This is a genomic window from Fructobacillus parabroussonetiae (genome assembly GCF_018437265.1).
GTDB lineage: Bacteria > Bacillota > Bacilli > Lactobacillales > Lactobacillaceae > Fructobacillus > Fructobacillus parabroussonetiae.
Genome location: NZ_JAAMFL010000006.1, coordinates 25,217 through 37,509 on the forward strand (window position 1 = coordinate 25,217; position 12,293 = coordinate 37,509).

General features: G+C 47.3%; 11 protein-coding genes and 1 tRNA gene. 3 read left to right on the top strand and 9 right to left on the bottom strand.

All coding sequences use genetic code 11. The annotated features are described in order from the left end of the window. Positions 1-13: 13 nt before the first annotated feature. Positions 14-802, bottom strand: coding sequence for a type I methionyl aminopeptidase (map, locus tag G6R30_RS03730; protein ID WP_213821599.1), 789 nt, complete (start codon positions 800-802; stop codon positions 14-16). A gap of 168 nt (positions 803-970) precedes the next feature. Here map and G6R30_RS03735 point away from each other — a divergent pair, with 168 nt between their 5' ends. Further along, complete coding sequence (locus G6R30_RS03735; RefSeq protein ID WP_213821601.1) at positions 971-1,309, top strand: hypothetical protein; 339 nt, start codon at positions 971-973, stop codon at positions 1,307-1,309. A 72-nt stretch (positions 1,310-1,381) separates the two neighbouring features. On the opposite strand, the gene G6R30_RS03740 is transcribed toward G6R30_RS03735, so the two are convergent. Together G6R30_RS03740 and upp are read right to left on the bottom strand one after the other, a co-directional pair. Beyond that, positions 1,382-2,806, bottom strand: coding sequence for a D-alanyl-D-alanine carboxypeptidase family protein (locus G6R30_RS03740; RefSeq protein WP_213821603.1), 1,425 nt, complete (start codon positions 2,804-2,806; stop codon positions 1,382-1,384). Between the two features lie 23 nt (positions 2,807-2,829). Next, positions 2,830-3,459, bottom strand: coding sequence for a uracil phosphoribosyltransferase (gene upp / locus G6R30_RS03745; RefSeq protein WP_213821604.1), 630 nt, complete (start codon positions 3,457-3,459; stop codon positions 2,830-2,832). Between the two features lie 155 nt (positions 3,460-3,614). On the opposite strand from upp, the gene G6R30_RS03750 reads away from it, so the two are divergent. After that, positions 3,615-3,687 (top strand) — tRNA-Arg (locus tag G6R30_RS03750). A gap of 86 nt (positions 3,688-3,773) precedes the next feature. Here G6R30_RS03750 and G6R30_RS03755 read toward each other — a convergent pair. The 6 genes from G6R30_RS03755 to thrS all read right to left on the bottom strand — a co-directional run bounded on the left by G6R30_RS03755 (position 3,774) and on the right by thrS (position 11,234). After that, positions 3,774-4,379: an ECF transporter S component gene (locus G6R30_RS03755; RefSeq protein WP_213821606.1), complete on the bottom strand. Its 606-nt coding sequence runs from the start codon at positions 4,377-4,379 to the stop codon at positions 3,774-3,776. Positions 4,380-4,475: 96 nt separating this feature from the next. Beyond that, positions 4,476-5,339: a fructosamine kinase family protein gene (locus G6R30_RS03760; RefSeq protein WP_213821608.1), complete on the bottom strand. Its 864-nt coding sequence runs from the start codon at positions 5,337-5,339 to the stop codon at positions 4,476-4,478. 221 nt (positions 5,340-5,560) lie between these two features. After that, the gene (locus G6R30_RS03765) at positions 5,561-6,979 is read right to left on the bottom strand and encodes a nicotinate phosphoribosyltransferase (protein WP_213821610.1); all 1,419 of its coding nucleotides are present in this window, start codon (positions 6,977-6,979) and stop codon (positions 5,561-5,563) included. Between the two features lie 134 nt (positions 6,980-7,113). Continuing rightward, positions 7,114-7,770: a VTT domain-containing protein gene (locus tag G6R30_RS03770; RefSeq protein WP_213821612.1), complete on the bottom strand. Its 657-nt coding sequence runs from the start codon at positions 7,768-7,770 to the stop codon at positions 7,114-7,116. A 58-nt stretch (positions 7,771-7,828) separates the two neighbouring features. Then, entirely contained in the window at positions 7,829-9,208 is a 1,380-nt protein-coding gene (locus G6R30_RS03775; protein ID WP_213821614.1) for an amino acid permease, read from the bottom strand. A gap of 61 nt (positions 9,209-9,269) precedes the next feature. After that, a complete protein-coding gene (thrS, locus tag G6R30_RS03780) occupies positions 9,270-11,234 on the bottom strand; it encodes a threonine--tRNA ligase (RefSeq protein ID WP_213821616.1) in 1,965 nt (654 codons plus the stop codon). 584 nt (positions 11,235-11,818) lie between these two features. Here thrS and G6R30_RS03785 point away from each other — a divergent pair. Beyond that, entirely contained in the window at positions 11,819-12,286 is a 468-nt protein-coding gene (locus G6R30_RS03785) for a flavodoxin domain-containing protein (protein ID WP_213821618.1), read from the top strand. The last annotated feature ends 7 nt before the right edge of the window (positions 12,287-12,293 follow it).

The following is a 12,293-nucleotide window of genomic DNA, read 5'->3' on the forward strand; positions in this document are numbered from 1 at the left end:
CGAGAAATGTCTCTTACAAATACTTTGCGTCTTCTTCTGGATCCTGAGAAGTCAAAATCTTAGGACCGTCCTTGGTAATGGCTAGCGTATGTTCATACTGAGCCGACCATGAGCCGTCAGCCGTTCGAACCGTCCAACCATCTTCTGGGGTTTCGTCAGTCGTCACTTCCCAACCACCCATGTTAATCATGGGTTCGATGGTAATGGTCATCCCCTCCTTCAAACGAAGGCCGTGTCCCGCCTTACCGAAGTGCGGAATGGCTGGATCTTCGTGCATCGTTGGACCAACGCCGTGGCCGATGTATTGACGAACATCGCCATAGCCCATCTCATCTTCTGCATACTGTTGAATGGCTGCGCCAATGTCACCCACTCGGTTGCCGACCACCGCTTGGTCGATTCCCAAATAAAGGGACTTCTTCGCAACGTCCATCAACTTTTTGACTTCGGGTGATACCTCACCAACCGCATAAGACCAAGCTGAATCGGATACGGCGCCATCAAGGCCAACGACCGTGTCGACTTTGACAAGGTCACCGTTCTTCAACTTCAAGCCCTTGCGAGGCAATCCGTGGGCCACTTCGTTGTTGACCGAAATCGTCACCGCGTACTTAAAGCCTTCGAAGCCGATTTGCAAAGGAACGCCACCGTGGTCCTCGATATAAGCCTTACATTTTGTCTCGATTTCCCAGGTATCCAAACCGGGCTTAATCAAATCGCGAAGCATGTGGTGCATGCCGGCAATGATGGCACCGGATTTGCGCATGGCTTCGATTTCACGTGGTGATTTCAAACTAATCATGAATGTCCCTTTCTTGTCTTTTAAAAGTACCTCTATTATACCATTTTCACCCCTGGCAAAAAGGGCGAAAGCATCTTTTTTATCCGAGTCGATTCTGCTGCCGCTTGTTGACTTTTCCAAAGTCCACGGCCATAATGAAGGAAAGAAGAAGGAAAAGGAGTCTCTGATATGAAGAACTTTTTACTTGGTGTTTCATTGTTTGGTAACGCGGCTTTGGCCTACGCATTGTTGAAGGACGACGACCGTGTCGCCGACTTGAAGGATAAGGCCCAAGACGTTGTCGAATCCGGTAAGGCAAAGGGACAAGAAGCCTTGGCCTACGGAAAGCAAAAGGCAACGGATTTAACCGAAGCCAGCAAGCAAAAGGCCGCTGATTTGACGGAAGCGGGCAAGGGCAAGTTCCAAGAAGTAAAGGGACAAGCCGCTGCAAAGAAAGAAGACGCTAGCCAGTCTTTGGACGACCAATTAGCTGAATTGAAGGAACGCGCTGGCGTTTTCGATAACTAAGCAATCAAAAACTGAAACAAAAAAGCAGAACCTCTCGGTTCTGCTTTTTTTCGTCATCATTCATGATTTTTTTTATTGATAGAATTGCAGCCAATTCTTTCGGAAACCATTGTCGTCTAACTGCTCGACCATTTCCTTATTCGTTAGCGGCACATTCTTTTCCGAGGAACTAACCCCCGAGAGATAAGAGGACTTCAGGTTTGGCGCAACCGACACGACGACATCATCGTCACTCAGTGACTGGCTATTGTAGCGCTTCACCTTAGCAAAGGTAACCGACCCCTTGGCGCTTTTTTTCAACCAGTACGTCCGCTTCTCCTTCGTGATTAGCTGGACCTGACCACCCTTCGCCCAGGCATTTTTCGTCACCTTTTGCCCGGCTAGACTTTGACCCGCTTCGACCGTCTGGTTCCGGTAATTATCCAAGACCTGGTTCACTGCATCCAAGGTGACTTGATAACGTTCCTTTGAGTCGGTATATTTACCAGCTCCGGAGACAACCGTAATAAACTCGTGTCCGTCTTGATCCTTCACCAGACCCGTCAAGCCACCACCACTCTTTGGCGTTGACCCGGTTTTTAAACCTTCAATGGTCAGGTTCTTCGGGTTGTTCAGCTGTCCCTTAATTTCTTGGTCGAACTTTCCACCTTCCGTCAGCTTAATCTTGGTAGCGGTCTCGTCACCGTTGGGGCTGTAAACAAGGCCACGCTTCTCGTAATAGCCCTTTACATCCGGATAATCCTTGATGATTTGATAGGCCAGCATGGCCAAATCCGTTGGCGTTGCCTTATTCTCAGCCGTCTTCTTTGCGGACTTAACCTGGTAATCAAAGGCGTCGTCATTAACCTGACCGGCCGCGTTATACCAAACCGTGTCCTTCAAGCCCAGCTTCTTCGACCAACGTTCAAGAAATTCCTGCTGTGTTTCGGATTTTTTCTTGGCAAAGTCGGCCAAGGCCAAGGAGGCATCGTTGGCCGAAGTCGTAAACATTGCGGTAAAGAGTTCTTTAATCGTCAGGGTTTGACCGGCGTGAATGTCCAAATGGGCATACATGGCCGTATCTTTTTCGGACCAATCAGAAGACTTACTAATGGTAACCGGCGTCGTCCACTGGTAGTCCCCATTATCAATCCCCTGCAAAATCGCATAGGCCGTTAACATCTTACTTTGCGAGGCAATGCCGATTTGTTGGTCGGGGTTCTTTTGTCCCAGCACTTGACCCGTATTGGCATCAATCACTAAGGCGCTACGGGCCTTCACCGATAAAGTCATGGCCGAACCATCGAGCGGCTTGCCAGAAGCTTGAATCTGATCGCGGTTTGCATAGAAAGCCAAGCCAAAAAAGCCGCTGGTTCCAAGAACTAAGATAGCCAGCAAGGTCCAAATCATAATACGCAAAAAGAGTGGGCGCTTTTTCTTTTCCTTGACCGAGGTATAGGCCGGTCGAAAGGTCATTTGAAAGGTTGCTTTTCGTTTAAAAGGATTTTTTAAATGCATGATTCAATCCTGCTCCGCCATTTTTAATGTGTACCAAAGAGTCGATCACCGGCATCGCCCAATCCAGGAACAATGTAGCCATCGTCGTTTAGGCCTTCGTCAATTGCCGCCGTCACAATCGTCACGTCTGGGTGAGCTTCCTGGACTGCTTTTATTCCTTCAGGAGCCGAAACCAGCGTAATCAACTTAATCTGTGTTGCGCCACGTAACTTCAAAGCTGAAATGGCATCCTTGGCTGAGCCACCAGTCGCTAACATTGGATCAACTAACAACACTTCTCGCTGTGCGATATCGTCGGGTAACTTAACAAAATATTCGACCGGCTCCAAAGTTTCTTCATCACGGTACATGCCGATGTGTCCGACTTTGGCAGCGGGGATCAACTGTAAAATGCCATCGACCATACCAAGCCCAGCACGTAAAATCGGCACCACTGCCAACTTTTTACCGGCCAAAGAAGCCGCCTTTGTTTCTTGAACCGGCGTTTTAACCGGAACGGTCTCAAGTGGCAAATCAGCCGAAGCTTCGTAGGTCAATAACATGGCCAACTCATCAACGAGGGCCCGAAAATCTTTCGTGCCAACTGCTTCGTTTCGAATCATGGTCAACTTATGTTGAACCAGTGGGTGCTTCACTTCAATCACTTCAGCCATTTGATCCTCCAAGACTCATTTTTAATAAGTGTACCAGAATTTGATGACAAAGCGGGGTCAATTGCCTTAAAAAAGGGTTAAGAAAGGTTAAAAAAGCCTTTATTTAATCTTCAATTGTCTTCAATCCCCTTCTCCGTTATAATGAAAGGTGCTTTGCACCTGTAGTTTAACGGGATAAAACGGGGACCTCCTAAGTCTTTGCTCCCAGTTCGAGTCTGGGCAGGTGCATATGATAACACTGGTATATCAACGCTTGTACGGGTTGTGTAGCAAGGTAACAAAAAAAGTCGTCCGGAAATTTTCCGGACGACTTTTTATTTCATCAATTTTTGAAAACGACGCTGCAAGACTGGGCCAATGGCCGCCACCAAGACACCGTTCATAACAAACTCAAAGAAGAAATTAAAGGCCAAGATCGCCACTAACCAGAAAAAGAGGTTTTCCTTTGGAATGCCATAGCCATGATAGGGCAAAAAGGTCAACGACAGCCAGGTCAGCACAATCACGATGGCCGTGTTAATAAAGGCTGACAGGCCGCCTAAGGTAAAAAGGAACCAGACGGGCTTCAATTGATTTTTAAAGAAACGCTGCGCCAAGTACCCAATCACAAGGCCCACCAGAATCCTGGGAATAAAGGCCACAAAGGGATTTGAAAACAAAAGGGCGCCGAAGGTTCCCGGGTGTAAAATCGCCCGAATCCAAGAATAGAAGGCCCAGAAAAAAGCGACAACAAAGCCGGACTTCGGCCCTAAAGTAATCGCGGCCAAGGCGGCGGTCGCCGGTAAAATCACGGCAGATGCACCGACGACAACGGCTCCCAAAGGCACGTATCCTAAGAAAGGAACCGCCGACTGCAAGAGGATGATAGCGACAAACAGCGTCTGGGCCACAAAAAGTTGTGTGTTTTTCTTTGTTTTCATCTTGGTTCTCCTAAGCACTAATGTTACGAGTATAGCGGGTAGAAAAAAAGCTGTCAACAACCCCCTTCCAGGTTCCAGACAACTTTGATCATTTACTTAAAATTCCAAGAGCAGCCGATTCAACCGTGGTGCGTAGATATCACCAAAGCGCACAAAGTGCATCAAAATGTAATAGAATTCGTACCACTTAAAGCGTTCCTGATAGCCTTCTTCCAACGGATAGGCCGCTTGGTAGGCCTGGTAAAAGTCATCGTTAAAGCCTGGAAAGACCGAGGAAACGGCCAAATCGTATTCGCGATCACCATAGAAGGCATTGGGGTCGATAAAGACCGGTTGTCCCTTCTCATCAAACATGAAGTTTCCAGCCCAAAAATCGCCATGGAGCATGGATGGCTTGACATTCTTAGCATGCTCATCGTTTAAGATGGCCTTTTTCAAGTTCTCGTAATGATCACCACGTTGCGTCAGCCAAAAGCCCTTTTTAATGGCTTGTTTCATTAACGGTTCTAGCCGTTGATTGACAAAGAACGTTGCCCAAGAATCCGACCAAGAATTATCCTTTGGAACAAAATCAGAATGATTGGATAAATCAAAGCCGAATCGATCATTGCTTGCCTGGTGCAAAACGGCTAAAGCACGGCCGAGATTGCCCTGATTACTTGGCCCTGACTTGACCCATGACAAAAGTAAGTAAGCAAAGCCCTGTGTCGCCCCTTGCTTCATTACTTTTGGCACCGTCACGTACTGACCAAGCGCCTTCAGCGAGGCCACTTCGGAATCAAAAAAGTGCTGATCGTGATCGGGTTGGACTTTTAAAAAGTAGCGTTGTGTACCTGAGTAAAGTGAAAAGGCCAGATTCACATCGCCACCTGAAACGGGTTTTAAGTCATGTGGGTCTTGTAGATTTAACCGGCTCAAAAAATCAGGACCAATCACTTGTGCATTTGCTGAAGACAGCATGGAAATACCTCCTATAACAAATAAAAAAAAGCCCCCGTATTCGATACGGAAGCTGTTTTTGAGCAAATAAGGGCCTTAGCATTGGTCAGTTCATCAAGAATTGATTGGACAAGATCGTAATACATAAAGCCTCTTTTCTTTAACTCCACTCTACCACAGATTGGAAGGAGACGGAAAGCTTTTCACTAAAAAAGGATTGATCGGCTAATCAATCCTTTCATTTAACCATTCACGTGACCAAGATTGGCCTTTTCTTTTAAGTGCCGCTCAGCTCGTTCCAGCACGTCATCGATGGCAACCGTTTGAATTTGGCCGTCCTCGTAGACGGTTTGGAGCAGGTCCTTTCCTGGCTGACTCTGTGGGACCGTCTGCAACTGACCCGAATCATCCACAATGACTTTTAATAAGCCGGCTTTAGAAGCTTTAGTCAAATCAGTCTTGGGCTGTTTTTTAATGGCCAAGTCTTCCCCATCCACCGTGTGCGCATAGGCAGCCTTAATGGCGAAGCGCTCAGTATCACGGGTGAAGCCTTCCTGCAACAAACCGCCGCCGGACCCAACGACAAGGTTATCGGTTGACCAGCCCTTTTCAATCAGCGCTTCGTATAGCTTAATGATGGTATCGGCTTTCATGCCATCGCCTTGAATCAACCCGACGTTGTGCTTCAAGACTTTATAACCCTTTTCGTTTACTTCCGTACCAAAAATATCCGCTAGGATATCCAAAACAGCCAAGTCCATCGTAATCGGATCACCTGAGTCAGGACGCAAAACAACCCGCCCTGGACGCTTCTTGATACGGTCAACCATGGCAGCTGACCCCACGACCTCGCGAACAAAGTGGAAAGTGTCGTAGGAATCAATCACAATCGATACGGGTGCATCATCCGGCGTGCGATCCAATTGGGCGTTTAAGTAATCAAATTCACCCTGACCTGAACCATAGGCGGTGGCAACGGAATGCTCCGTTGCCCAAATGGACTGGGCACGACCGGCACGGCCATAGACTTGTTCAAAGTAGTTCGAAGCGGCTAAATTATCCGATCCACGGAAGTGGAGCAAATGCGCTGCCCCACCACGCTGGCCGGACTGCAGCGAGGTTGCCCCCCGCAAACCAAAGTCGTTCACCATTAATGGCAGTAAGTCGACATTCCCGGTTTTTTCAACCAAGGGCAGCAAACGTTTCTTGATATAAAGTGAGTTTGTCGCAATGGTCGTTGGATACCAGACGTGCATCAGCATCACTTCCAAGGCATTTAACGAGGTCGCAAACCAATCGGCTGTCGACTCAATGGTAAACAAAGCCGTTCCCGTTGGCACTTCTAGTCCTTCCGGCAAAGCTTTAATGCGCACCGGGAAATACCCGAGGTCACGAACCTTTTCCCAAACGGGTCGATTAAAGTAGGTCTTCGTCCCAAAGGTTTCCTCGGCAACTTTTTCGGCTTCATCGATCATTTCCGTCGTCACTTTGGTTTGGAAGTAATCGTGTAAAATCATCGACAAACCGAACCAGGAAATGGTTGGGTAGAGGCCGCCCACACGGGCCTCTCCGTATGAATACAGCTTGTTAATGTTTTGTGGATACTGCAAGTGGTGCGTCAACTTATAGGCGTCCGTTGCAAGAATCAAATTCATCGGCATGGCTTTCTCCAGCAATTGATTAAAAATACTCATCCCCAAGCCAAAAACATTGGGGAAACATTGCTTTCATTATAACGAAGTCCCCTTCAAAATGCGAAAAAAAAGCGCCGAAACATCGGGTTCGGCGCGACTTTTTACTTCTTTTTCTTATTCAAAATCGATTTTGCAACGGCAATAATCGAAGGCAGCAAGGTCACAAAGACAATGCCCAGAATAATGGCTGAGAAATGTTCCGCGACAAAGGGAATGTTACCGAACAAGGCACCCGCCCCGGTCATCAAGAATGACCAAGAGAAGGCAGCAATGACAGTGTATTCCACGAAGCGGCGGAATGAGAAAGCGGATAGTCCGGCCACGAAGGGGACGAACGTTCGAATAATGGGTACGTAACGCCCCATGATGACGGCTAAGCCACCATGCTTTTGAAAGAAGGCGTCGGCTTCCTCAATGTTTTTCGGCTTAATCAAAGTCGAAAAAGGCTTTTTATCAAGAAGCGCTCGACCACCCTCCCGGGCAATCAAGTAATTCATCGTGTCACCCAGAACAGCGGCGACAAAGAAAGCAAGCATGAAGAGCCAATGGTTCAAGCCAGCCGCTTGACCGGCCGGTGTCATCGAGATGGCCCCCGCTGCAAAAAGCAAGGAGTCACCAGGCAAGAAAGGCAAAACCACAGCCCCGGTCTCAATCAAGATAATGGCAAACAAAATCAAGTAGGTCCATGGGCCAAAGTGTTGTACTAAGCTTGCAATATGGTCATCAATATGCAAAATAAAGTTGATCAAAAAAGACATCCAAAGTCTCCATTCCAGTTTTCAAACATTATAAAATTTCTAGATTAAATGAAAGTGCTTACTGCTGTGACAAGGCTTCTTTTGGTTGGAAGTATGAAATCGTACCAAAGACAATCAGCCAAACCGTGGCACCGATTGCCGGTACAACGGTTGAATCGTTGAAGAAAAGCGTAATGTACACAAAGATAAAGAAGAGCACTGCCAAGGGCACGAAGAACTTTGGTGCCTTCAACAAGAAGCCATCGGCCATGTAACTCGATGACTTGCGGTACTGCCAGTAAGCCCACAAAATCATGATGTAAATCATCAAGAACAAATCAGTGGCTGCCGACGTCACGAAGACGAAGGCATCGTTAATGGCTGGGATTGATGAAATCACAGCAGATGACACGGAGATGGCTGATGAGAAGAGCAAAGCCTTTGCTGGCAATCCGCGCGATGACAATTGCGTGAAGGGTTGCAAGAACTTAGCTCGTGATTCCTTTGCCAAGGAATAGAAGTTACGTGACGTTGAGAAAAGGATGGAGTTGAATGATGAAGCGGCGGCAGTCAGCACAACAAAGTTGATAATCGCTGCGGCCCCCTTCAAGCCAACCAATTCAAAGACCATAACGAATGGTGATTGGTGAGCTGGAATTTCCTTCCATGGGTAAATCGTCATGATCACAAAGAGCGCACCCAGGTAGAAGAAGAGCACACGGAATGGAATCTGGTTAATGGCCTTTGGCAAAATCTTACGTGGATTCTTCGTTTCTGCCACAGTCATTCCGATGAATTCCATTCCAACAAAGGCAAACATAACCATTTGGAAGGCGTTCACGAAGTTTCCCCAACCATTTGGTACTAAGCTAAAGTGGTTGAAGACGTTTCCAAAGGAAACCGTACCAGCCGATGTCTCAAAGTGACCAAAGGCCATAATCAAGCCGGTCACAATCAAGGCCAGGATGGCGATGACTTTAATCATTGAGAACCAGAATTCCATTTCACCAAACAGTGAAACCGCAATCAAGTTCACGGCACTCAAGGCAACCAAGAAAATGATTTGAATCAACCATTCCGGCATGCCTGGGAACCAGAATTGAACATACTTTCCAATGGCTGTTAATTCGGCCATTCCGAAGAAAATCATGGTCAACCAGTAGGACCAACGGGCAAAGAAACCAGCGCGGTTTCCAAGGTACTTCGTCATGTAGGCGATAAAAGTTGGTTGCGTTGGGTCTTGATAGAGCATCTCCCCCATGGCACGCATCATGATAAACATCATGGCACCAATAATAGCGTAAACGGCCAAGATACCAGGTCCGACATAGTGAATGGAGTTACCAGCCCCCATGAACAAACCAGTACCGATCGTGCCACCAATGGCAATCAACTGCACGTGGCGGTTTTGCAACCCTTTTTCTAGTTGCGGTTCTTCGATGTTTTGCTTTTCTGACATCGTTCTTCCTTTCAAACAAACACAGAAGAAGACACCGAAACGGTGTCCTCTCATTTATTTCTTATGCTTTTTCATCCGGACGAGAATAACGTGCTACGTCCTTTTCAACTAATTGCTTAAAGTCAGCCGCAGACATTGATTCCGTGTCCTGTGAGCCGTAACGACGGACCGTCACCGTTCCGTTGTCTTGCTCCTGGTCACCAAGTACCAGCGTGTATGGAATCTTCTTGGTCTGCGCATCGCGGATCAAGTAGCCCATCTTTGCCGAACGGGTGTCGACGTTGGCACGCAGGCCAGCCTTGGCCAAGGACTTTTGAATCTTCTTGGCATAGTCCCCGTGTGCTTCGACGTTGACTGGAATGATTTGTACTTGCATTGGTGCTAACCAAGTTGGGAAAGCACCCTTGTACATTTCAATCAGGTAAGCCGTAAAACGTTCCATGGTACCAACGATTCCACGGTGCAACATCACTGGACGGTGGTTATCTTGACCGTCTTCACCAACATAAGTCAGGTTAAAGCGTTCAGGCAACAAGAAGTCCAACTGAATCGTTGACAACGTTTCTTCGCCACCAAGGGCCGTCTTCGTTTGCACATCCAACTTTGGACCATAGAAGGCCGCTTCACCAGGTGCTTCGAAGTAATCCAAGCCCATGTCGTCCATGGCACGCTTCAACTGTGCCTGGGACTTTTCCCACATTTCGTCATCATCGAAGTACTTTTGCGTATTTTCGGGATCACGATAGGACAATCGGAAGCGGTAGTCCGTGATGTTAAAGTCTTCATAGACTTCCATCATCATGGCCAAGATTGACTTGAATTCGTCTTCCAACTGTTCTTGGGCAACGAAGGTGTGGCCATCGTTCAAAGTCATTTCACGAACACGAGACAAACCAGTCAAGGCTCCGGACTTTTCATAACGGTGCATCATCCCCAATTCGGCCACACGCATTGGCAAGTCACGGTATGAACGTGGCTTGTGCTGGTAAACCGAGATATGGGAAGGACAGTTCATTGGGCGCAATTCAAGGAATTCGCCATCGCCCATATCCATTGGTGGGAACATGTCCTCACGGTAGTGATCCCAGTGGCCAGAAGTCTTATAGAGGTTCAAGTTCGACAAAACTGGCGTGTACACATGCAAGTAATCGTTGGCCAATTCCTTATCAACGATGTAACGTTCCACTTGGCGACGAATGGTTGCCCCATTTGGCAACCAAACGGGCAAGCCGGAGCCGACTTTTTGGCTAGTAAAGAACAGATCCAAGTCACGACCGATGTTTCGGTGATCACGTTCCTTCGCTTCCGCGCGACGCTTCAAATCTTCTTCCAAGTCTTCTGCATTCCAGAAAGCCGTTCCGTAAATTCGTTGCATCACGGCTTTGTCGGAATCGCCGCGCCAGTAGGAACCGGCAACAGAAACCAACTTAAAGTGCTTAATCCAACCAGTTGATGGCACCAAACCACCGCGGTCCAACTCAACGTGTTCGCCTTGAACGGCAACCGTAATCTTTTCGCCGGCCGGCAAGTCGTTGATTAATTCGACCTTGTAAGGATCATCCTGGAACATGTCCAAGGCTTCATCCTTTGAAATTTCGTGCGACAGGATTGGCAAGTCTTCCTTGACAATCTTTTTCATCATCGCTTCGATTTCAGGAAAGTCATCAACGGATACTTGGTTACCAGCCCCATTATCCGTATCGTAATAGAAGCCATTTTCAATGGCAGGACCCACACCAAAGTGCATCTTTTCAAACTTTGGCAGACGACGAAGTGCCTGGGCTAACAGGTGAGCGGTTGAATGGCGAAGAATTTTCAATCCTTCCTCATCGCTTTTGGTAATCAACGCAAAGTCACCCGACTCGTTCATCGCATCGTTCATGCCGACATAAGCGCCATTCAACTTTGCTGAAACAGACTTCTTTGCCAATGACTTGGCAATTGATTCCGCCACTTCGATTGGCTTTACCCCTTCGTTAAAGGACTTTTTTGCCCCATCTGGGAATGTTAAGGTAATTTCTGCCATTTTTCTGCCTTCTTTCTTTTCTCTCTTGCTGACGGACAACCGCTTCTTTTTTGGCACCAAGAATAAAAAAAAGCGCCCTCCGTGCTTAAAAACACGAAGGGACGCTAAACCGTGGTACCACCCATTTCTCTGAGCTTTGCTCAGACTCAAGAAACGTTTAACGGTGTCACCCGGGCAGAGTTTCATTGCTTACTTCTCCGCCATTCCGAGGTAGTCGCCATTTGCTGCCAGACCGACTCACACCACCCGTCGGCTCTCTTCTTCTGACCATGCAAACTTTGTTGTCCTCATCAGCAATTTATTGTCCTAATTATGGCACAATTTTAAAAAAGTTACAAGTTTTACTTGTTATCCTCTAAAACCTGAGCCAACGCTTGGCGCGCCTTATCATCATGATCGAGAATCCCGTGATCATAAACGTTTTGTAATGCAGCGATTTGTTCTTTTGATAATGCCATGCTGATGTCCTCCAAGTATTTTTGACTATTATATGACAAGCTTTTCTAAAATACCAGTCAGGCTTTTTTTAAAACGATGCATCTTCTCTTGTATAATGGGATATGAAGCTAATAAAGGAGGACAGCATGGCTGATAATCAATTAACCGCACAGGTGGTCTTTGCCACCATTACTGGAAATAACGAGGCGGTGGCTGACAACATCATCGCTATCCTAAAAGATCAGGGGGTCCAAGTTGAAAAAAGTGAGATTTCACAAACGGAACCCGAAGAGTTAGCCAAATACGACCTGGCTTTCCTCGTCCCCTACACCTATGACGAGGGCTCACTTCCGGACGAAGGACTGGACTACTTTGATGACTTGGCTGATGTCAGCCTTTCAAACTTAACCTATGGGATCGCCGGTTCCGGTGACACCTTCTACGAAGGATACTATTGTCTGGCACTCGATCAATTCGACGAGCAGATGCAAAAAGCCGGCGCCAAACGGGCAGCTGACCTCGTTCGCATTAACCTCTACCCCGGAAAAAAAGATATTGAAAAACTAAAGGAGCTGGTTAATCAATCGGTTCAACTAGCCAAAAAACGGCAATAAAAAAAAG